A 19,363-nucleotide genomic window follows, 5' to 3' on the forward strand; every position below is an offset into this window, starting at 1 on the left:
GGGCATGTGCGGTCGATACGCCACAGCCCGGTCCCGCCAGGAGCTGCTGGAGCAGTTCGCGGTCCAGCTCGACGAGACCGGCGACGAGCTGCGCGCCGATTACAACGTCGCGCCCACCAAACAGGTCCCGGCCGTCCTGACGCGGCCGCCCAGGGAGGCCGACGAGGAGGCCGCCGAGCCGCTGCGGCAGCTTCGGGAGCTGCGCTGGGGCCTGGTGCCGTCGTGGGCCAAGGACCCCGCCATCGGCAACCGGATGATCAACGCGCGGGTGGAGACGGTGCACGAGAAGCCGTCGTACAGGCGGGCGTTCGCCAAGCGCCGCTGCCTGCTGCCCGCCGACGGCTACTACGAGTGGTACGTCCTCGAAGAGGAGAAGGACAAGAAGCGCCCCGCCAAGCAGCCGTTCTTCATCCACCCCAAGGACGGCGGCCTGATGGCGATGGCCGGGCTCTACGAGCTGTGGAGGTCCCCGGAGGACGAGTGGCTGTGGACCTGCACCGTCATCACCACCAACGCCCCCGACGACCTGGGCCGCATCCACGACCGCATGCCGATGGTCGTCGAGCCCGACCGGTGGGACGCCTGGCTGGACCCGGCGCTGACCGACGTCGAGGAGGTGCGGGGCCTGCTGGTGCCGGCGATGGCCGGGACGATGGAGGCCTACCCGGTGTCGAAGGCGGTCAACAACGTCAGAAACAACGGCGCGGAACTGATGAAACCCCTTCCAGATGGGGATAGTTCAGGCAACCACTCCGACACCTTGTTCTGACCGCTGCCCCCGAAACCCGGTCAGGGCGAGGACCCCCCGCACCCGGGGCCGACCGGGAGGAGTCCCGAGTGGACACCGCCATCGCCCGTTCCCGCCTGGAGACGATGCTCGCCGAGGCCGACCGTTCGATCAGGGTCCTTCGGGGCGAGCACCCCGAGCGCGAGCTGTCCGCCTCCGACGCGGGGGCGGACCTGTACGACAGCGACCGGGTCCAGGCCGCGCTCGACTCCCTGGGCCGCCACCGCGCGGGGGTGCTGGCGGCGCTGGAGCGGATCGAGGAGGGCACCTACGGCCAGTGCCAGGGCTGCGGTGAACAGGTCCCCGAGGGCCGGCTGGAGGCCCGCCCCGACGCGGCCCGCTGCGTCACCTGCCAGTCCAAGCACGACCGGGCCATGCGCTGACGCCGTCCCGCCCGGCCGGTGACATGGGCCGGCCCGTCTGCGATCATGCCGCCTATGTTGAACGACGCGCTGGTGGCGGCGGTCTCCTTCCTGGCGGGCTGCGGCGTCACCGCGCTCTGGCTCGGCCGGCGTCGCGGGTCCCCCGCCACCGGCGCCCCCGGGGAGCTCCCCGCCCCACTCCAGGAATCGATCACGGCGTTCGGGGAGGAGCTGCGCGGGCTGACCGTCACCCCGGAGGAGACCGAGGCGAACCCCCGCGTACTGGAGGACTACCGCCTCGCCCTGTCCGCCTACGACCGCGCCGCCGCCGCGGGGAGCGAACGGGCCGCGCTGGCGGCGCTGCGGGACGGCCGCGCGGCGCTGATCAGGCTGGCCGCCCGGCGGGCCGGCCGCCCGGTGCCGATCGACGCGCTCCCGCCGCTGGACGCCGGCCGCGACGCCCCGGAGCCCCCCGCCGTGCCGGAGAACGCGACCGGAGAGCGTTTCCTGATCGTCGGCGGCGGCGAGGGCGCCGTCGAGGAGCTCATCGACCGCCCCGAGCCCGACCGCCCGGCCATCGTCGAGGTGACCTCCACGAACGGGGGCAGGCTGGCCGTCACCCCCGTCGTCCGCACCGAGGACGAGACCGAGACCGGGGTCGACCTGCTGCGGAGCTACCGGGAGTCCAGCCAGGACCGCGTCCTGCTGTGGCCGGGACCGACCCATCTGCGGGTCGAGAGCTCCTCTGAGGAACAGCGCTGGTCGGTGCGCATCAGACCGATGTCCGCCGCGCCGTCGCTCGGCGCGGAGTGGCGCGGGAGGGGCGGCAGGGAGGTGCTGTTCTACGACGGCGGCCCCGCGCTGCTCACCGCGCAGGCCAGATCGAGAGGTTTCTGGAGAATCTGGTTCATGTGCGGGTGCCTTCAGGACCGGGACTGCCGTTGCCGTGGGCCCCGCTGGCCCGCCGGGACGCCGGGGGAGTCCGGACGCGTCTGGAGCTCGGAGGACGGGCAGCGCAAGTTGAGGCTGCCACGGCCCGGTTACCTGGTCCTGGATGGGGACGAGGACGACCACGAGTGGTACCTGTCGGTCGAACCCGTCCCCGAGGCCCCGCCCCCACCGCGCAAAGCGAGCCGGCCCAGGCGCCGACCGTCCTCGAACCCGTCGTGAAGACCGGGACATGCCCGGGTTTCGCACGGCCCAACGGAAACCTTGACGCTCCCGTGGCCGGGACCTGGTGCAGAGGAAGCCTCAGCCGCACGCGAGCGCGCCATCCGACCCGTGGGTCCGGAGCCGGAGGCCAGGGCTTGGAGATCAGGTGCGGCGGCGGGCGCTGGCCAGGAGGTGCACTCCCAGGGACTCATCGCCCGGCGGGGCCGTCAGTTCCGTCCGGACCAGGCGTTCCATCGCCTCGGGGGAGCGCTTGAGCACGTGCTCCACCGTCGACGGCGACAGCGCCGTGCGCGGGCGGATCCACTCCACCTCCAGGCCCGCCTCCGTCAGCAGCTCGCGGAGCTGGTCGGACCAGAAGCAGCGGGTGATCGCGCCGTCCGGCCAGGGCACCAGGACCACCTCGGCGGCCGGGACGTCCGACAGGTGCGCCCAGCAGTTCTGCTCGGCCAGCAGCGCCATGCCCAGGGTCAGGGAGTCCACCGACAGCAGGACCCGGCCGCCCGGGCGCAGGACCCGGGCGATCTCCGCGATCGTCTCCTCGGTCGCCAGGTGGCGGGACAGCGCCCGGTGCTCGGCCACCACCGCGTCCACGCACGCGTCCCCCAGGTAGGGCAGCGTCCCCGAGTCGGCGATCACCCGGCGGGTCACGCCGGGCGGCAGGTGGGCGTGGCCGTTCGACACCGCGCCGCCCTGGCGCGGGCGGGGCAGGCGGCCGTCACGGTGGGTGGTGCGGTGCGCGCCGTTCGGCGGGCGCCCGCCCTCGGGATGATGGTCCCGCGGGCCGGTCAGCAGCGGGTCCATGACCTCCAGCACCTGGTGGCCCGCCGCGGCGGCCTGGGCGGCGGTGCGGCCGTCGCCGTTGGACAGGTCGACGATCAGCGCCGGGCGCCTGGGCAGCCAGCGGGCCAACTGGGCGGCCGCCACCGACCAGTAGAACGACCAGTACAGCGGCAGCGTCTGCTCGTCGCCGGACGCGCCGCGAAGGCTGGCGATGGTGGGCTCGGGCGGTCGCGCCGGCACCGGTAGCAACGGTTTGCTCCTGTTCTTGGCGTGTATGGGTCTTCTTTCCCCGGTCCGGGCTCGACATCACCCTCCGTATACCTGCGGATGGGTGACCTTCTCCTCGCCGTTCCATTGTCGCGGGGAGCGGCGCCCGTCACTTCCCGCAACACAGAACGATCGGCGGAATCGAATCGTCCCCGCCGGTGTTGCACCCGATCACAACAGCCGTGTCATGGAGGTGCAGCCGAATGACCACCGCCCTCGCCGAACGCGCACGGGGCGCCGCGCCCGCCCCCGGAGGCGTGTTCTCCCCGCGCGGGCCGATATCGTCTGTGATGTACGACGCTCACGGGAGCGTCACCACAGCTGAGGGGGTGGGTCAGGTACCGGGGACCACGGAGACCGTGGAGCAGCGCCAGGAACGCTTCCAGCGCGATGTGCTCCCGTTCTTGGACCAGTTGTACTCGGCCGCGCTGCGCATGACGCGCAACCCGGCGGACGCCGAGGATCTCGTGCAGGAGACCTTCGCCAAGGCGTTCGGGTCCTTCCACCAGTTCAAGGAGGGCACGAACCTCAAGGCGTGGCTGTACCGGATCCTGACCAACACGTTCATCAACTCCTACCGCAAGAAGCAGCGGCAGCCGCAGCAGGCGGCGACCGAGGAGATCGAGGACTGGCAGCTCGCGCGCGCCGAGTCGCACACCTCCAGCGGCCTGAAGTCCGCCGAGGCCGAGGCGCTGGAGCACCTGCCCGACTCCGACGTCAAGCGCGCGCTCGCCGACCTGCCCGAGGAGTTCCGGATCGCGGTGTACCTCGCCGACGTCGAGGGCTTCGCCTACAAGGAGATCGCCGAGATCATGGGCACGCCCATCGGCACGGTGATGTCCCGGCTGCACCGGGGCCGTCGCCAGCTTCGCGGCATGCTGGAGGACTACGCTCGGGAACGCGGCCTGACCGGGGCCAGGGAGGGCTCGGCATGAAACGCGCGACCTCCGGCCCGGCGAGCGAGAAGGGTGAGTGAGCCATGAGCTGTGGCGAACCCCACGAGACCCCGTGCAGCGAGGTGCTGGCCCGGGTCTACACCTACCTGGACGGTGAGCTCGACCAGGGCGGGTGCAGCGAGGTCAAGGAACACCTCGACGAGTGCGGCCCCTGCCTGCGCGAGTACGGCCTCGAGGAGGCCGTCAAGAAGCTGGTGGGCAAGTCGTGCGGCTGCGAGCCCGCGCCGGACGAGCTGCGCGCCAAGGTCATGGGCCGCATCGAGCAGATCTGCGGCGAGCTGAAGACCGACGAGCACGCCTGAGACGCGGCGGCCGGGTCCCGGGTTCGGTCCGGGGCCGGCCGCGACGCCGCGGCACGGGAGCGGTCCCGCCCCCGTTATCGTGCAGGGATGCGCGTTCTCGTCACCGGCGCCGCCGGTTTCATCGGATCCCATCTGGTCGACCGACTGCTGGCCGACGGCCATGAGGTCGCCGGGGTCGACGACCTGTCGACCGGGTCCAACGTGCGCGACGACATCGACCTGTGGCGCCTGGACGTGGCCGACCCCGCGCTGGCCGCGCGGGTGGAGGCGTTCGGGCCCGAGGTGGTCTGTCATCTGGCCGCGCAGGTCAGCGTGCGGGTGAGCGTCGGCGACCCGCTCGCCGACGCCCGCACCAACGTCGTCGGCACCGCCAACGTCCTGGAGAGCGCGCGGCGCGCCGGGGCCCGCAAGGTCGTCTTCGCGTCGAGCTGCGCGGTCTACGGGGTGCCCGACGCGCTGCCGGTGCCGTCCGGCGCCGCGCTGCGGCCCGCCTCGCCCTACGCCGCCTCCAAGGTGTCCGGCGAGGTCTACCTCCAGACCTACCGGGCGCTGCACGGGCTGGACTACACGGCGCTGACGCTGGCCAACGTGTACGGACCCCGGCAGACGCCGGAGGGCGAGGCCGGGGTGGTGTCGATCTTCACCGACGCGCTGCTGGCGGGGAGGCCGACCCGGGTGTTCGGCGACGGCGGGCAGACCCGCGACTACGTGTACGTGCTGGACGTGGTGGACGCGTTCGCCCGCGCCGCCGGGGAGGGCGGGGGAGGGCGGCGGCTCAACGTCGGCACCGGCCTCCAGACCACCGACCGCGCGCTGCACTCCCTGGTCGCGGAGGCGGCCGGGGCGCCCGACGAGCCCGCGTTCGCCCCGCCCCGGCTCGGCGACCTGCCCGCCATGGCGATCGATCCGGCCGCCACCCGCGACGCGCTCGGCTGGGAGCCCCGCACCGCGCTGCGCGACGGGCTCGCCGCGACGGTCGCCTGGGCGCGGGAACGCTGATGCATGTGCATTTCGGTCGTGCAAAAGGCCCGTGCGGATACGTTCGGTGGGTCATCGCGGAGAATTGATCACTCGCGGTGACGATTAGTTCACGCTTTGCTCACGATTCCCGGCATGCCTGTGTGACCTGGGCCTCTCGCGTTAGGCTTGGGCCGGAAATCAGCGATGGGAACAGGCGCGCGCCCGCCGAACCGGCGCGGCGTGCGCCCATCCGGGGAGCCCGGACCAGGTCGGCCCGGAACCCGCGGGCCGCCGCCCGGGGAGCCGGCGACGGGGGGAGGCAAGAGGTCATGCTGAACGACCGTGTGAAGACGGGCGGGGGACAACCGAACGCCGCTCGCAAGGGCGTGTCCTGGGTTTAGGCGCCGCACGGCGCGACCGGAAAGTCGACTCCCGAGGGGGCGGCAATGCGTGGACTACCTCTGGCTGCCTGGGCGTACGTCTGCGGGGTGGTCGCCTTGGCGACCGGCCTCATCGTCACGTCCTCCTACCAGGGGCTGGACTGGCACGCGCTGGTCGTGCTGGCCGTACTGTTCCTGATCTGCGACTCCGCGCCGGCCCAGCTCAACGTGGAGCGGGCGCGGGTGTCGATGGGCTTCGCCGCCAGCCTCGCCTCGGTGGTGCTGCTCGGCCCGCAGGGCGCGGCGCTGCTCGGCGTCGTCGCGGTGATCACCGGGCAGCGGTTCTTCGCCCCGGTCAAACGGCTGTTCAACGGCGCCCAGTTCGCCCTCAGCGGCTACGCCTCGGGCATGGTGTTCGTCGCGCTGGGGGGCGCGGCGTCCGGCACCGGCCGGCATCCGCACTGGGTGGAGCACGTGATCGGGCCGTTCCTGGGCGCGCTGGTCACGTTCGTGCTGGTCAACCTGACCCTCACGGCCGTCATCCTGCTGCTGGCCAAGCAGGCCGCCCCGCGCGAGCTGCTGCGCGAGAGCGGGCAGCTCGCGGTCGGCTGCCTCGGCTACGGCATGTTCGGGCTGCTGATCGCCGGACTGTGGGACCGGCTGGGGCCGTTCGCCGCCGTGCTGGTGCTGCTGCCGCTGTTCATCGCGCGCTGGGCGATGGAGCAGACGCACGCCCAGCAGCAGGCCCACCAGGCGACCCTGGCCACGCTGTGCCAGGCCGTGGAGACCAAGGACTACTACACGCGCGGCCACTCCGAACGCGTGTCGCGCGGCTCCGTCATGATCGCCCAGGAGATCGGGATGCGGCCCGACCGGGTCGAGGCGATCCGCTACGCCGGGATGCTGCACGACGTCGGCAAGCTCGGCGTCCCCACCAAGGTGCTGCAGAAGGACGGGCCCCTCACCGAGGAGGAGTTCGCCGCCATCCAGCTCCACCCGATGCGCGGGCTGGAGATCGTCCGGGAGATCGGCTTCCTGGACGAGGCGCTCGCCGGGATCATGCACCACCACGAGAAGATGAACGGCCGCGGCTACCCGATGGGGCTGGCCGGGGACGAGATCCCCGAGTTCGCGCGGGTGATCTCGGTGGCCGACGCGTTCGACTCGATGACCTCCACCCGCTCCTACCGGCCCGCCCGCAGCATCGAGGAGGCGGTGGCCGAGCTGAGGCGCGGGATCGGCGACCACTTCGACCCGGTGATGGTCGAGGCGTTCCTGCGGGCCCTGCAGCGCGAGGGCTGGGAGCCGCCGCGCCCGCCGGTCCTGCCCGACGACGACGTGGTGGAGACCACCCGCCAGGACCACGACGACCCCAGCGCCCCCATCCGGGTCGCCGGGGACGGCGTGCGCAGCTGAGAAGGGGACCGCTCCCGGATGAACGCCCCCACAGGCAACGCCGCCGCCCGGCTCGGCGCCCCCCTGCACTCCCGCCGCCGGCCCGCCTGGCAGCGCCTGGACTCCGGCCAGCTCATGCTGATCGCCGTCGCGGGCCTCGGCGTGCTCGGCGCGGTCACCCAGGTCGCCGCGGTCGGCCTGGCGCAGGCGCGGGTCGCGGTCGCGTTCGGCGTGCTGATCGCGCTCGGCGAGCTGTTCCGCATGGTCATGCCCGGCAACCGGGAGGTCGCCCCCGTCGCCACGGCGGGCGCAGTCGGCTACGCGCTGCTGGTCGGCGTCGGGCCGGGCGGCGGCGGGCAGGTCGTCGGGCCGCTGGGCGTGGTGCCCGCCGAGCACTCCTGGCTCCAGGTCGTCGCGGTCACCGCCGCCGGGATGCTGGTCGGGTCGCTGCCGCACGTCGCCGTCGGCCGCAGCCCCCGGCTGGACGCCACCGCCCGGCGGCTGATCACCGTGGGGATCGTCGCGGTGTCCTTCCGGCCGCTGGTCTCGCTCGACCTGGGCTGGCCGGTGCTGCTGGCCGCGATGGGCGTGGTGGTCGTCGCCTCCTGCTGCGCCGACGTCGTGATCGCCGCGATGATCCGGGCGGAGGCGGTGCGGGCCCGGTTCGGGATCGCGCTGCGCGACGAGATCCACGCCAAGGCGCCGCTGTGCGCGGCGACCAGCGCGACCGCCATGCTGATCGCGGTCGCCACGACGTTCCTCGGCACGGCCGCGCTGCTGGTGTTCACCGCGCCGATCCTGGTGACGCAGTTCGCGTTCCGCCGGTACGCGGGCATCCGCGCCACCTACCTGCAGACGGTGCGGGCGCTGTCGCGGGTGACCGAGGTCGGCGGCTACGTCGAGACCGGGCACTCGCGCCGGGTGTCGCGGCTGGCCGTGGCGATGGGCCGCGAGCTGGGCATGGCCGAGGGCCCGCTGCTGGAGCTGGAGTACGCGGCGCTGATGCACGACATCGGGCAGCTGTCGCTGGGCGACCCCATCCCCGGCGGCGCGACCGTGCTGGCCTCGCCCGCCGAGCAGCGCCGCATCGCCGAGCTGGGCGCCGAGGTGATCAGGCAGACCGGGGTGCTGGACCGCGTCGCCCACATCGTGCGGCTGTCGTCCCACCCCTACCGCAGCGCCGCGCCCGGCGACGGGTCGGGGGTGCGGCCGGTGCCGCCACCGCTGGCCAGCCGGATCATCAAGGTCGCCAACGCCTACGACGACCTGGTCGGCGACTCGGCCGACCGGGACCGGGGCGCGGCGGTGCTGGAGCGGCTGCGCCTGGACTCGGCCTCCGAGTACGACCCGACCGTGGTCGAGGCGCTGAACCGCGTGGTCGACCGGCGGCCCCGGTACTGAGGCACAGTTGCCGATCGCATGGTGTGGACACCGGCAAACTGGACACGGACAGACCGTGAGCCGGTGATCGGCGACCGGGCGGCCGGATCGGGACGGCGCCGGGTCGATGGACGGAGAGGAGAACTCCCAGGTGTTCGAGTCGGTCCTGGTGGCCAATCGGGGCGAGATCGCGTCCCGGATCATCCGCAGCGTCCGGGCGATGGGCCTGAAGGCCATCGCCGTGTACTCGGAGGCCGACGCGCGACTGCCGTTCGTCGCCGAGGCGGACGAGGCGATCCTGATCGGTCCCGCCGAGCCCGGCCGCAGCTATCTCGACATCCCCGCGATCATGGAGGCGGCCGACCGCACCAACGCGCAGGCGATCCACCCCGGCTACGGCTTCCTGGCCGAGAACGCCGAGTTCGCGCGCCGGGTGCTGCACGCCGGGATCGGCTGGATCGGGCCGGACCCCCTGGCGATCGCCCGCATGGGCGACAAGATCAACGCCCGGAACCTGATGAAGGAGGCGGGCCTGCCGGTCACCCCCGGGGTGTGGGAGCCGGTGCCCGACGAGGACACCGCCGTCGAGGAGGCCGCGCGCGTCGGCTACCCGGTGATGGTGAAGGCCGCCACCGGGGGCGGCGGGATCGGGCTGGCCCCCGCCCGCGACGAGGCGGGCGTGCGCGCCGCCTACCGCACCGCGCGCGGCCGCGCCGAACGGTTCTTCGCCACCCCCGACGTCCTGCTGGAACGGTTCGTCGAGAACGCCCGGCACGTCGAGGTGCAGATCTTCGGGCTCGCCGACGGCACGGTCGTGGCGCTCGGCGACCGCGAGTGCTCGGTGCAGCGCCGCCACCAGAAGGTCGTGGAGGAGACCCCCTCGCCCGGGCTGGCCGAGCTGCGCGCCCGGATGCTGGGCGCGGCGGTGGTGGCGGGCGAGACGATCGGCTACCGGGGCGCGGGGACGGTGGAGTTCCTGGTCGACCCGGCCACCGGGGAGTTCTTCTTCCTGGAGATGAACACCCGGCTCCAGGTCGGGCACCCGGTCACCGAGATGACCACCGGGATCGACCTGGTGGAGCAGCAGATCCGGGTCGCGGCGGGGGAGCGGGCGTCGTTCCCGGAGGTCCGGCCGCGCGGGCACGCGGTGGAGTTCCGGGTGTACGCCGAGGACCCGCGCCGGTTCGTGCCGTCGCCGGGGCGGATCAGGGTGTGGGAGGAGCCGGTCGGCGAGGGCATCCGCATCGACGCCGGATACGCCGAGGGCACCACCGTCACCCCGTTCTACGATCCGCTGCTGGCGAAGCTGTGCGTGTTCGGCGCCGACCGGGAGGCGGCGCTGGGGCGGGCGGCGCAGGCGCTGGAGGCGTTCCGGATCGAGGGACCGACGACGAACCTGCCGTTCCTGCTGGAGCTTCTGAGCCGCCCCGAGTTCGCGGACGGCTCCTACGACACCGGCCTGGTGGCGCGGATGCGCCCCTGAGCCCCGCTGTCCTGTTCGACGCGTACCGCGTCGAACAGGCGTTGGCCGGCCCGGTCGTCCCCGGTGACGGTGAGCCGGCCGTCGTCGATGGCTCCGGCGAGCACCGTCGAGTCCGTGCCGACGACGCGGTTCAAGGTGTCGGGGTCGGTGTCGATGACCGTGTCGGGCCGGCCCTGCGGCTCCCCGCGGCCCATCTCGGCGAGCCGACCGTCGACCACCCGGATGGTGAAGCGGTGGCGGCCGAGGCGCACCTCGTAGGTGGCGGTCCAGGGCCGGTCCGGCCGCGGGCGGAAGAGACCGCGCATCTTGATCATCGCGGAGTCCGCCCCCACGTGGTCGCCGGAGGGCTCCGGTGCGCCCTGCCCCCAATGTCCCAGCGTGACGACGACGGCATCCAGCCGGGCGCCCCATTCGGTCAGCTCGTAGACCTGTGAGGCGGCCGGCGGAGGCAGGGTGCGGCGCCGCACGACACCGTTGCCCTCCAGCTCCCGCAGCCGCTGCGCCAGGATCTTGGGGCCTGCGCCCGGCAGCCCGTCCTGCAGGTCGGTGAACCGTTTCGGCCCCAGCAGGAGCTCGCGCACGATCAGCAGGGCCCACCGCTCGCCCACGTGGTCGAGCGCGGTCGCGATCGCGCACCCATCACCGTACCGACGGTTCGTCGCCATGGTCCCCATCGTACTCACCGCCGCTTGCCCTTGACGCGTTGATACTTCCTATAAGAAAGTAGCGAGTATCAAGTTGAAAGGAGATGGGGGACATGGAACGAACAGCCGTCAACCCCTGGCCGTGGTCGGTGCGGCTCGGCTTCGACCAGGCGCAGCTCATCGAGGGCCGACGCCGGGAACTCGTCTGCAGCGCCCAGGACGCCGTCGACGCCGACGGCGAGGCGCGGCATCCGGGCGACATGGCCGCCCAGCTCCGCATGGCGGTCGACAACCTCGAAGCGGTCCTCGCCGACGCCGGCATGACGCTGGCCGACGTGGTCCGGCTCAACGTCTACACGACCGACGTCGACACGCTGCTCCAGCACTTCGCCGTTCTGACCGGGCGCTTCGAGGGCGCCGGCGAGCGCTTCGCCAGCACCCTGCTCGGCGTCGACCGTCTGGTGAGCCCGCAACTCCTCGTCGCGCTCGAAGCGACCGCGATGGACTGAGCCGAACCGGCCGCGCCGCACGCGGCACCCCGCCACGAACGCGGAAACCGCGACCCACAGGAAAGAGAAGCCGATGGTCCAGCTCACCGAGAAGGCGCGCGCGCTGTTCGACGGCGCGAACTTCGCCGTACTCTCCACGCTCGATCCGGACGGCAGGCCGCACTCGACCGTGGTCTGGGTGAAACACGACGGGGACGACCTGCTGTTCGCACTGCCCAGAAGCCGTCGCAAGGTCGCCAACCTGGAGCGGGACCCGCGGGCGACCGTGGCGATCTTCGACCCCGCCCGCCCCTACGAGAGCGTCCAGGTGCAGGGCACCGCCTCCCTCACGGACGACCCGGACGGCACGCTGATCGACGAGCTGTCGCACAAGTACACGGGCGGGCCGTATCCCGGGTTCGCCGGACCGGACCCGCAGTGGGTCGTCGCGCGGATCACGCCCGGCAAGGTGACCGCCACCTGGCCGAGCCCCTGATCCCCGGCCCGTGGCGACGAGGTGACGCCTCCCCGGCCGGTCCGCGCACTGGTGGTGCCGTTGATGTGGCCGTGCGGTTGGGTGACGGGGCCTGGTGTGGCCGTCCTCGGGAGTAGGTAGGGTTCCGGCCGTGACGAACGCTGTGGAGACGTACTGCGACCGTTGCGGGGAGCCCGCCGGGGAGGGCGACCACGCGGCGTGCCGCGCGGCCCGCGCGATGGAGCCGCCCCGGTACTGCCCCCGGTGCCGCCGCCGGATGGTCGTCCAGGTGACGCCGCTGGGGTGGACGGCGCGCTGTTCGCGGCACGGAGAACTCGCCTCGGCCTAGCCGGTCCTAGCCGGTCCCGGCCGGTCCCGGCCGGGCGGGAGGGCCGCCGCGCGACCCGCTCGTAGTCGTTAGGGTCTTGACGACGGGTGGGGTGGGGCGGTTGGTTGGAGGTGTCGCCGGGCGCTGTTGGAGGCGTGATGCCGATCCCCCGTTCCATCCTGTCCAAGACCGGCATGACCGACCTGGAGCTGGCGGTCGTCGCCGGGACCTGGCCGGACGACATCACCGGCCAGTTCGTGGTCAGCACCTCCGACCAGCGCACCCATCCCGTCCACGCGTTCTTCGGCGACGGGATCATGGCGCGGCTGGCGCTGCGGCCCGGGCCGGGCGGGACGTTCGCCTGGCGCGTCCACCTGATCGACACCCCGTCGGTGCGGCTGCGGCGCAGGCGGCCCGACCTGTTCACCGCCGGGCCCGTGGGGACCGGCTCGCCGTGGGGGTTCGTGAACGCCGCCAACACCGCGCCGCTGCCGTGGGGCGACCGGCTGTTCGCGACCTGGGACGCCGGGCGGCCCGTGGAGGTCGATCCGGTGACGCTGGCGTTCGTCGCCGAGGTCGGGCACCGCGACGACTGGAGGCCCGCGCTGGACCAGGCCGTGCTGCCGCTGGTCTCCTCGTCGGCGCACCCGGTGATCGACCCCGAACGCGACTGCATGTGGAACGTCAGCCGCGACGTCGTGTCCGGCGCCGTGTCGGTGGTCCGCTACGACGGCACCGGAAAGCACGTGCGCCGCTGGGTCGTGGAGAACGCCACGCTGCCGCAGGCCACCCACACCATCACCCAGACCCGGGACTGGCTGGTGCTGGCCGACACCGCCTACAAGGTCGATCCGCAGGAGATCCTCGGCGGGGACCGGACCGTCGCCAACAACCCCGACGGCCCCGTGCTGCTGGTCCGCAAGGACGACCTGGTGCCGGGGCGCACCACGGTGACCTGCGAGGAGTTCCGGATCGCGCCGGAGGTCAACCACTTCTACGCGCGGTACGACGACGCCGACGGCATCGAGGTCGTCATGGAGCACACGCCGGGCGTGGACATCGGGATGTACCTGCGCGAGGACGACGTGGACGCGTTCGGGAGGCCGATCGACCCGGCGCTGCGCGGGATGTACTGCCACGGGATGACGCCCGCGCTGACGACCCTGCTCCGCTTCGACCCCGGAACCGGGAAGGTCACCGAACGGGCCCGCGCCCGCGATCCGCGGCGCTGGTGGCAGGCGGAGCTGTCGGCGATCGACTGGAGCCTCCCCGGCCAGCTCGGCCCGACCCGGCACCACCTGGTCTTCCTCGGCTTCCACCCCGAGGCGATCAACGAGCGGGCGCTGCGGAACTACGGCGACCGGATCGACCGGTCGCTGTTCCCGGCGGAGGAGACCCCGGCGGTGCTGGCGTCGTTCGACCGGGACGGGCTGAAGCCGCTGGCGGAGTGGACGTTCGCGCTGGACGACTACCCGACCTCACCGGCGTTCGTGCCGCGTTCGCCGGGCGCGGGCGGCGACCCCTACGCCGGGGCCGACCCCGGCGGGCACGACGGGTACCTGGTGCTCGCGGTCCACAACGACGACCGCTTCCGGGTGGAGGTGTTCGACGCCGCCGACGTGGGGCGCGGCCCGGTCGCGGTGCTGGCGCCGCCGCACGGCACGACGGTGCCGTTCCTGATCCACTCGGCGTGGATGCCGCGGGCGGTGCCCGCCCCGGAGGGCCTGGACCGGCTGCGCTTCGCCGACGACCTGGACGAACGCCTCGACCGGCTCGATCCCGAGCTGGTCGCCCTCACCCGCGAGGTCGCCGCCGAACTGGACGCCGGCGCGCCCTGACGCGCCTCCGCCCGGCGCGGCGGGCCGCCTTGCGGAGGGCCTCGTCGCCGGGGACCAGCTCGCGGGCGAGGCTGGGGCGTCCGGGGCGGTTCCGGCAGAAGCCGCAGGCGTCGTCCCAGCAGGTGCCGTTGGTCCAGCGGTCGCAGGAGGCGCACAGGTAGGAGTCGAAGTCCACCGCGTACTCCTGGCGGAGGCGGCAGCGCGGGCAGATCCCGCCCGGGCGGAAGTCGGCGCGCAGGGCGCCCGGCCGCCTACGCGGCATCGCCCCTTCGGGTGGTGATCATCATGGGCATCAGGGCCGGGCGAGGTCCCGGCAGGTGGTCTCGTCGGGCAGGAGCGGGCGGAAGCGGACCGAGTAGGTCCCGCCCCGGCTGCGCCATCGGTCGGCGGGCTTGGCGGTCCGGGCCAGGGAAGCGGCCTTCCCGGCGTCGGCGCCAGTGTAGACCCGGCACGCCGCGCCGCCCAGACGCTCGCCCCCGCCGAGCGCGGGCAGCGGCCAGGGCCTGGCGTCGGGGGCGGGGTCCTCGCCGGTCAGCACCGCCACGCGCCGCGGAACGTAGGGGCGCGGCGGGGCCGCCTGGTCGCCGTCGGGCCAGGCGCGCGGATCCAGGCGTTTCCGGAAGCGCACGGCCGGGTCGCCGGGGGCCGCCTCGGGCTGCGCGATGCGGACGCGCGCCCCGCCCATGACGAATTCGAGGGTCAGTGCGTCGGGGATCCGGTGGTCTCCGGCGGTGCGGCTCCGGTCCAGCCCGGCGGCGCGGGCCTCGTCCAGGAGACGCCGGAGGGCCTCGGGCCGGAGACGGTACTCCCGGAGGGCGCCGCGTTCGGCGGTGACGGCGCGGCCGTCGCCGTAGAGGGAGAAGTCGGGGAGGCCGCCCGGCTCGCCCAGCCCGGCGATGCCGCCGAGCGTCCGCCAGCGCAGGACGAGCGCGGTGGGCGCGGCGGTGGGCGCGGGGGAGGCGGTCGGCGCCCGGTCCGGAAGCGGGGTCGTCTCCGGACCACCGTCCCCTGCCGGGCCGCAGGCGGTGAGCGCCGCTCCCGCGACGGCCGCCGCGATCCCCCGACTGGTCGCGTTCCTGAGTCGTGCGGATGGACCGGCCATGCGACTGGGACGCGGCGGGCGCCGTTCCGGTTCCCGGCCGTACAAAAAGGGGAGGGGCAAGACTGTGGGTTCCGGTGGACGTGCTCCGCGCGGGGTCACGCTAGGGTGCCGCTCGTGAGTGTGCTCGTGGTCACCGGGACCTGTACCGGCGTCGGAAAGACGGTCGTCACCGCCGCGCTCGCCGCGCTGGCGGCGGCCCGCGGCTCGTCGGTCGCCGTCGTGAAGCCGGGCCAGACCGGCATCGCCGACGGCGAGCCCGGCGATCTGGACGCGGTGCGCCGCCTGGCCGCGATCGACGACCTGCACGAGTACGCGCGCTACCCGGACCCGCTGTCCCCGGCCGCCGCCGCCCGGCACGCCGGAACGCCCCCCGTCCGCCTCGCCGAGATCGTCGGCCGGATCCGCGAGCTCGCGGCGTCCCGCCGCCTGGTGCTGGTGGAGGGCGCGGGCGGGCTGCTGGTCCGCTACGACGAGGAGGGCACCACGATCGCCGACCTGGCGCGCTGGCTGGGCGCGGCCGTCGTCGTGGTCGCCCGTCCCGACCTCGGCACCCTCAACCACACCGCGCTCACCCTGGAGGCGATGGCGCACCGCGGCGTGCAGCTCGCGGGCCTGGTGCTGGGCGAGTGGCCGGACGACCCCGACCTGGCCATGCGCAGCAACATCCAGGACCTGGAGACCATCGCCGCCCGCCCGCTGGCCGGAGCACTGCCCGCCGGGGCCGGGGCCCTGGACCCCGCCGAGTTCCTGGTGGCCGCCCATCGCGGGCTGGCCCCGGCGTTCGGCGGCTCGTTCGACGCCGCGGCCTTCCGCGACGCCTTCGGCCTGAACAAGGAGAGACCGTGACGGACATTCTCGATGTGGCCCGCCGGCAGGTGCTGGAGGAGGGCAGGGGCCTGACCGCCGCGCAGGCCCTGGAGTGCCTCACCCTGCCCGACGACCGGGTCGGTGACCTGCTGGCCCTCGCGCACGAGGTGCGGATGCGCTGGTGCGGCCCGGAGGTCGAGGTCGAGGGCATCGTGTCGCTGAAGACCGGCGGCTGCCCCGAGGACTGCCACTTCTGCTCGCAGTCGGGCCAGTTCGAGTCGCCGGTGCGCTCGGTGTGGCTGAACATCCCGCAGCTCGTCGAGGCCGCCAGGGAGACCGCGAAGACCGGCGCGACCGAGTTCTGCATCGTGGCCGCCGTGCGGGGGCCCGACGAGCGGCTGATGGCGCAGGTCCGCGAGGGGATCAAGGCCATCAACGAGGCCGTCGAGATCAACATCGCCTGCTCGCTCGGCATGCTCACCCAGGGGCAGGTCGACGAGCTGGCGGCGATGGGCGTCCACCGCTACAACCACAACCTGGAGACCGCCCGCTCCCACTTCCCCAACGTCGTCACCACCCACTCGTGGGAGGAGCGCTGGGACACGCTGCGGATGGTCAAGGAGGCCGGGATGGAGGTGTGCTGCGGCGGCATCATCGGCATGGGCGAGACCGTCGAGCAGCGCGCCGAGTTCGCGGCCCAGCTCGCCGAACTGGAGCCGGACGAGGTGCCGCTGAACTTCCTGGCGCCCCGCCCGGGAACGCCGTTCGCGGACCTGCCGCTGGTGGAGGGCCCGGAGGCGCTGAAGACGATCGCGACGTTCCGCCTGGCGCTGCCGCGCACGATCCTGCGCTACGCGGGCGGCCGCGAGCTGACCCTGGGCGACCTCGGCACCCGCGACGGGATGCTGGGCGGCATCAACGCCATCATCGTCGGCAACTACCTGACGACGCTGGGCCGCCCGGCCGAGAAGGACCTGGAGCTGCTGACCGAGCTCCAGATGCCGATCAAGGCCCTGTCCAAGACCCTCTGACACCCCGCGCCCCGGGGCGGCGGCGCTCCCGGGGCGCGTCGGCGGGAACGAGGACGCCGCCCAGCAGCGACCCGAGCGCGAGGCCGGCGGCCCCGGCCCCCGCCCCGGACGGCGCAGCAGCGCGCCGCCGATCTCCGGCGGCGTCACGGACACGACGCTGTCGTCGATCGCGCTGATGACCTGCGCGATCGCGAGCAGGACCGGCATCGCCCCGGTTCCTCGTCGACGCCCCCTGGGCCCGCACCCTGCGCGGCTGACCTCAGCGACCTTGCCGGGGCAGGGCCTCTCTGACCGCTTCCATCTCAGCCTTGACGTGGCCACCGCAACGCGACCAACGCGCGCTGTCGATCTCGATGCTGAACGGTTCGGGCAGCACGACGACCTCACCGAACGCCCGGCTCCGCGCCGAGCCATAAGTCCCGGCGCCGGAATCGGGGGCGGAGTACGGCGTCGTACGGGGCTCGTCCGCATGCCGGTCGATCAGAAGATGGTGCGGGATCCCGGCCCTCGCGCAGGCGGTCCACTTGGAGATCCGCCCGTCCGTCGGCGGCCGCGTCGCGTCCGGTCCGCTCCAGGGCGTCACCTCGGCGACGATCTCCACCTGGCCGGGGAGCAGGTAGTGGGCGCCTTCGCGCGCGGCCGCCTCAAGCACCTCTCGGTCGAGCACCACGAGGTTACGCCGGGTCCGCGAGCTCGGCCAGGGTGAACGCCCGGTTGATCTCACCGACCATGGGACCGTGCCGCATGTCCCACGGGGCCACGGAGACGGTGATCTCGCCGCCGACGACCTCCGCGTGGTTCTTCTCCGGGAGTTCGAGGAAGTCGTCAAGCTCTCCACGTGCCCACAGGGCGTAGGGCGCGGCGGGCAGAGCGGTTCGTGTCCATTCCGGGAGAAGCATGAGTGGCGGTGGCCGTCACTCCCAGGGCTCCCAGAGCTCGGTGTCGATCTCGAAGTCGAGCGGCTCCGGGAGGCGGATGGTCTCGCCGAACGCCCACGAGTCCTCGTGGAGGTAGGCGGCGGTCGCCTCGTCCGGGATGGAGTACAGGAAGACGCGGGCGACTTTCGGATCGCGGTCGACGAGCAGGTAGTAGGGGATGCCCGAGGCGGCGTAGGAGTTCCACTTGTTGTCGTTCCGGCGCGCCCGGGGGCGTCGGTCGGTGTCCGCGTCCCCGGGCGAGGTGATCTCCACGACCATCTCGACCTCGTCGGAGACGTACTTCTTGGCCTTGGTCTTGTGCACGGCCAGAGCAGCCTGCTGGTCGAGAACGGCCAGGTCGGGAACGAACCCCTTCTCCGTCCCCATGAGTACGATCCTGCTCCCGGCGTCGCACCCCCACGGGAAACCAGGCTTGTCTCGCTGTGCGTCCCTCACCGCATAGATGAGGCTGATGACGAAACTGTTGTGTTCGGGTACTGGAGCGGGGGACACGATGATCTCGCCTTCGACGACTTCGACCTTGGAGCCTTCGGGCACGGGGAAGAAGTCATCGAGCCTGTCGTTCACCCACAGGTTGAACAGGGTGTCCGGGAGGGCTTCCGGGTCCCTGTAGTGAAGTGTGACGGTCACGTTCGGCGACTCCTCTCTCACGATCTGCTCCAGTCATCGTAGGGACGCTCGCCCTTGAGCGTACCCGGAACGGCAGGAGTGGTCGCCGAGAGTGACGAGGAGTCAGTGGCGGTCGCGGCGCAGGCGGGTGATGAACTTGTAGCGGTCGCCCCGGTACAGGGACTGCGCCCATTCCACCGGCTGGCCCGTCGAGTCGAACGCGTGCCGCGACAGCAGGAGCATCGGCAGCCCCACGTCCACCCCGAGCAACTGCGCGTCGTGCGGGGTGGCCAGGACGGTCTCGATCGTCTCCTCGGCCTCCGCCAGGTGGACGTCGTACGCCGTGCCCAGCGTCTCGTACAGCGAACGGTGCCTCGGCAGCTCCCGGCGCAGGCCGGGGAAGCGGCGGGCCGGGAGGTGGGAGGTGTCGATCGACATCGGTTCGCCGTCGGCCAGGCGGAGGCGGTGGATGCGCAGGACCCGGCCGCCGGGGCGGATGCCGAGCAGCGCCGCCAGGCGCTCGTCGGCGCTCACGTAGCCGATCTCCAGGATGCGGGTCTCCGGGTGCAGGCCGTGGTGGCGCATGTCCTCGGTGTAGGAGACGAGCTGGAGTTCCTGGGAGACCTTCGGCTTGGCGACGAACGTCCCCTTGCCCTGGATGCGCTGGAGCCGCCCCTCGACGACCAGCTCGGCGAGGGCCTGGCGGACCGTGGTGCGGGAGGTCTCGTACTTCTCGGCCAGGGTGCGCTCCGGGGGGAGCGGGCTGCCCGGCGGGAGGGACTGGATCAGCTCGACCAGCAGTTCCTTGAGCTTGTAGTACTTGGGAATCCTCGCCGGCGTCGACGCCGGGTGACGCCTGTTGATGTCACCCAACGGCG

General features: G+C 73.0%; 23 protein-coding genes. 15 read left to right on the forward strand and 8 right to left on the reverse strand.

The genetic code is table 11. From position 1 onward, the window contains the following. The first annotated feature begins 4 nt into the window (after nt 1-4). The 3 genes from HNR61_RS02575 to HNR61_RS02585 all read left to right on the forward strand — a co-directional run bounded on the left by HNR61_RS02575 (nt 5) and on the right by HNR61_RS02585 (nt 2,319). Entirely contained in the window at nt 5-769 is a 765-nt protein-coding gene (locus HNR61_RS02575; protein ID WP_182841473.1) for an SOS response-associated peptidase, read from the forward strand. 68 nt (nt 770-837) lie between these two features. Further along, a complete protein-coding gene (locus HNR61_RS02580; RefSeq protein WP_312897734.1) occupies nt 838-1,170 on the forward strand; it encodes a TraR/DksA family transcriptional regulator in 333 nt (110 codons plus the stop codon). Nucleotides 1,171-1,224: 54 nt separating this feature from the next. Then, nucleotides 1,225-2,319 (forward strand): hypothetical protein, encoded by a 1,095-nt coding sequence (locus HNR61_RS02585; RefSeq protein ID WP_182841474.1) that lies wholly within the window; start codon nt 1,225-1,227, stop codon nt 2,317-2,319. A gap of 144 nt (nt 2,320-2,463) precedes the next feature. On the opposite strand, the gene HNR61_RS02590 is transcribed toward HNR61_RS02585, so the two are convergent. Further along, nucleotides 2,464-3,342 (reverse strand): methyltransferase domain-containing protein, encoded by an 879-nt coding sequence (locus HNR61_RS02590; RefSeq protein WP_083999833.1) that lies wholly within the window; start codon nt 3,340-3,342, stop codon nt 2,464-2,466. Between the two features lie 356 nt (nt 3,343-3,698). Between HNR61_RS02590 and HNR61_RS02595 the strand changes: the two genes are divergently transcribed. The 6 genes from HNR61_RS02595 (at nt 3,699) to HNR61_RS02620 (ending at nt 10,225) form a co-directional block, all read left to right on the forward strand. Further along, on the forward strand, nt 3,699-4,304 hold the full coding sequence (locus tag HNR61_RS02595) for a sigma-70 family RNA polymerase sigma factor (RefSeq protein WP_067819425.1): 606 nt from the start codon (nt 3,699-3,701) through the stop codon (nt 4,302-4,304). Nucleotides 4,305-4,348: 44 nt separating this feature from the next. After that, the gene (rsrA, locus tag HNR61_RS02600) at nt 4,349-4,627 is read left to right on the forward strand and encodes a mycothiol system anti-sigma-R factor (protein WP_067819422.1); all 279 of its coding nucleotides are present in this window, start codon (nt 4,349-4,351) and stop codon (nt 4,625-4,627) included. Between the two features lie 87 nt (nt 4,628-4,714). After that, nucleotides 4,715-5,626, forward strand: coding sequence for an NAD-dependent epimerase/dehydratase family protein (locus HNR61_RS02605; protein WP_182841476.1), 912 nt, complete (start codon nt 4,715-4,717; stop codon nt 5,624-5,626). A gap of 407 nt (nt 5,627-6,033) precedes the next feature. Next, nucleotides 6,034-7,383 (forward strand): HD-GYP domain-containing protein, encoded by a 1,350-nt coding sequence (locus HNR61_RS02610; protein WP_067819417.1) that lies wholly within the window; start codon nt 6,034-6,036, stop codon nt 7,381-7,383. 18 nt (nt 7,384-7,401) lie between these two features. Then, nucleotides 7,402-8,763: an HD-GYP domain-containing protein gene (locus HNR61_RS02615; protein ID WP_182841477.1), complete on the forward strand. Its 1,362-nt coding sequence runs from the start codon at nt 7,402-7,404 to the stop codon at nt 8,761-8,763. A 106-nt stretch (nt 8,764-8,869) separates the two neighbouring features. Further along, complete coding sequence (locus HNR61_RS02620; RefSeq protein WP_220508864.1) at nt 8,870-10,225, forward strand: acetyl-CoA carboxylase biotin carboxylase subunit; 1,356 nt, start codon at nt 8,870-8,872, stop codon at nt 10,223-10,225. On the opposite strand, the gene HNR61_RS02625 is transcribed toward HNR61_RS02620, so the two are convergent. After that, nucleotides 10,189-10,890: a winged helix-turn-helix transcriptional regulator gene (locus tag HNR61_RS02625; protein WP_182841478.1), complete on the reverse strand. Its 702-nt coding sequence runs from the start codon at nt 10,888-10,890 to the stop codon at nt 10,189-10,191. The two genes, HNR61_RS02620 and HNR61_RS02625, sit on opposite strands and share 37 nt — an antisense overlap. A gap of 92 nt (nt 10,891-10,982) precedes the next feature. On the opposite strand from HNR61_RS02625, the gene HNR61_RS02630 reads away from it, so the two are divergent. From HNR61_RS02630 to HNR61_RS02645, 4 genes are all read left to right on the forward strand, one after another. Continuing rightward, nucleotides 10,983-11,378, forward strand: a complete 396-nt coding sequence (locus tag HNR61_RS02630) for a RidA family protein (protein WP_182841479.1) — start codon at nt 10,983-10,985, stop codon at nt 11,376-11,378. 73 nt (nt 11,379-11,451) lie between these two features. Then, nucleotides 11,452-11,853 (forward strand): PPOX class F420-dependent oxidoreductase, encoded by a 402-nt coding sequence (locus HNR61_RS02635; protein ID WP_182841480.1) that lies wholly within the window; start codon nt 11,452-11,454, stop codon nt 11,851-11,853. A gap of 130 nt (nt 11,854-11,983) precedes the next feature. After that, nucleotides 11,984-12,181, forward strand: coding sequence for a biotin synthase auxiliary protein BsaP (gene bsaP, locus HNR61_RS02640; RefSeq protein WP_246441928.1), 198 nt, complete (start codon nt 11,984-11,986; stop codon nt 12,179-12,181). A 137-nt stretch (nt 12,182-12,318) separates the two neighbouring features. Then, nucleotides 12,319-13,998, forward strand: a complete 1,680-nt coding sequence (locus HNR61_RS02645) for a carotenoid oxygenase family protein (RefSeq protein WP_182841481.1) — start codon at nt 12,319-12,321, stop codon at nt 13,996-13,998. On the opposite strand, the gene HNR61_RS02650 is transcribed toward HNR61_RS02645, so the two are convergent. After that, nucleotides 13,955-14,260, reverse strand: coding sequence for a hypothetical protein (locus tag HNR61_RS02650; protein WP_182841482.1), 306 nt, complete (start codon nt 14,258-14,260; stop codon nt 13,955-13,957). The two genes, HNR61_RS02645 and HNR61_RS02650, sit on opposite strands and share 44 nt — an antisense overlap. A 30-nt stretch (nt 14,261-14,290) precedes the next feature. Continuing rightward, nucleotides 14,291-15,100, reverse strand: a complete 810-nt coding sequence (locus tag HNR61_RS02655) for a hypothetical protein (RefSeq protein ID WP_182841483.1) — start codon at nt 15,098-15,100, stop codon at nt 14,291-14,293. A 114-nt stretch (nt 15,101-15,214) separates the two neighbouring features. Between HNR61_RS02655 and bioD the strand changes: the two genes are divergently transcribed. Both bioD and bioB read left to right on the forward strand, forming a co-directional pair. Further along, nucleotides 15,215-15,946, forward strand: coding sequence for a dethiobiotin synthase (bioD, locus tag HNR61_RS02660; RefSeq protein ID WP_182841484.1), 732 nt, complete (start codon nt 15,215-15,217; stop codon nt 15,944-15,946). Next, nucleotides 15,943-16,938 carry a biotin synthase BioB gene (gene bioB / locus HNR61_RS02665; RefSeq protein WP_182841485.1) on the forward strand — a complete coding sequence of 332 codons (996 nt, stop codon included), beginning with the start codon at nt 15,943-15,945 and terminating at the stop codon, nt 16,936-16,938. The genes bioD and bioB overlap by 4 nt, the downstream gene beginning before the upstream one ends. 259 nt (nt 16,939-17,197) lie before the next feature. On the opposite strand, the gene HNR61_RS02670 is transcribed toward bioB, so the two are convergent. From HNR61_RS02670 to HNR61_RS02685, 4 genes are all read right to left on the reverse strand, one after another. Next, nucleotides 17,198-17,608, reverse strand: coding sequence for a hypothetical protein (locus HNR61_RS02670; protein WP_220508865.1), 411 nt, complete (start codon nt 17,606-17,608; stop codon nt 17,198-17,200). Nucleotides 17,609-17,612: 4 nt separating this feature from the next. Beyond that, nucleotides 17,613-17,837, reverse strand: a complete 225-nt coding sequence (locus HNR61_RS02675; protein WP_182841487.1) for a hypothetical protein — start codon at nt 17,835-17,837, stop codon at nt 17,613-17,615. A gap of 15 nt (nt 17,838-17,852) precedes the next feature. Then, nucleotides 17,853-18,527 (reverse strand): Uma2 family endonuclease, encoded by a 675-nt coding sequence (locus HNR61_RS02680; protein WP_182841488.1) that lies wholly within the window; start codon nt 18,525-18,527, stop codon nt 17,853-17,855. An 81-nt stretch (nt 18,528-18,608) separates the two neighbouring features. Beyond that, nucleotides 18,609-19,358 (reverse strand): GntR family transcriptional regulator, encoded by a 750-nt coding sequence (locus tag HNR61_RS02685; protein ID WP_083999843.1) that lies wholly within the window; start codon nt 19,356-19,358, stop codon nt 18,609-18,611. Nucleotides 19,359-19,363 lie beyond the last annotated feature (5 nt).

This window comes from Actinomadura kijaniata, assembly GCF_014138665.1.
Lineage (GTDB): Bacteria > Actinomycetota > Actinomycetes > Streptosporangiales > Streptosporangiaceae > Spirillospora > Spirillospora kijaniata.

What these genes read in the sequence shown, in the direction of transcription:
- HNR61_RS02575 (WP_182841473.1), top strand. Translation starts at nt 5, where the DNA reads ATGTGCGGTCGATACGCCACAGCCCGGTCCCGCCAGGAGCTGCTGGAG.
- HNR61_RS02585 (WP_182841474.1), top strand. Translation starts at nt 1,225, where the DNA reads ATGTTGAACGACGCGCTGGTGGCGGCGGTCTCCTTCCTGGCGGGCTGC.
- rsrA (WP_067819422.1), top strand. Translation starts at nt 4,349, where the DNA reads ATGAGCTGTGGCGAACCCCACGAGACCCCGTGCAGCGAGGTGCTGGCC.
- HNR61_RS02605 (WP_182841476.1), top strand. Translation starts at nt 4,715, where the DNA reads ATGCGCGTTCTCGTCACCGGCGCCGCCGGTTTCATCGGATCCCATCTG.
- HNR61_RS02610 (WP_067819417.1), top strand. Translation starts at nt 6,034, where the DNA reads ATGCGTGGACTACCTCTGGCTGCCTGGGCGTACGTCTGCGGGGTGGTC.
- HNR61_RS02615 (WP_182841477.1), top strand. Translation starts at nt 7,402, where the DNA reads ATGAACGCCCCCACAGGCAACGCCGCCGCCCGGCTCGGCGCCCCCCTG.
- HNR61_RS02620 (WP_220508864.1), top strand. Translation starts at nt 8,870, where the DNA reads ATGGACGGAGAGGAGAACTCCCAGGTGTTCGAGTCGGTCCTGGTGGCC.
- HNR61_RS02625 (WP_182841478.1), bottom strand. Translation starts at nt 10,890, where the DNA reads ATGGCGACGAACCGTCGGTACGGTGATGGGTGCGCGATCGCGACCGCG.
- HNR61_RS02630 (WP_182841479.1), top strand. Translation starts at nt 10,983, where the DNA reads ATGGAACGAACAGCCGTCAACCCCTGGCCGTGGTCGGTGCGGCTCGGC.
- HNR61_RS02635 (WP_182841480.1), top strand. Translation starts at nt 11,452, where the DNA reads ATGGTCCAGCTCACCGAGAAGGCGCGCGCGCTGTTCGACGGCGCGAAC.
- HNR61_RS02645 (WP_182841481.1), top strand. Translation starts at nt 12,319, where the DNA reads ATGCCGATCCCCCGTTCCATCCTGTCCAAGACCGGCATGACCGACCTG.
- HNR61_RS02650 (WP_182841482.1), bottom strand. Translation starts at nt 14,260, where the DNA reads ATGCCGCGTAGGCGGCCGGGCGCCCTGCGCGCCGACTTCCGCCCGGGC.
- HNR61_RS02655 (WP_182841483.1), bottom strand. Translation starts at nt 15,100, where the DNA reads ATGGCCGGTCCATCCGCACGACTCAGGAACGCGACCAGTCGGGGGATC.
- HNR61_RS02675 (WP_182841487.1), bottom strand. Translation starts at nt 17,837, where the DNA reads ATGCTTCTCCCGGAATGGACACGAACCGCTCTGCCCGCCGCGCCCTAC.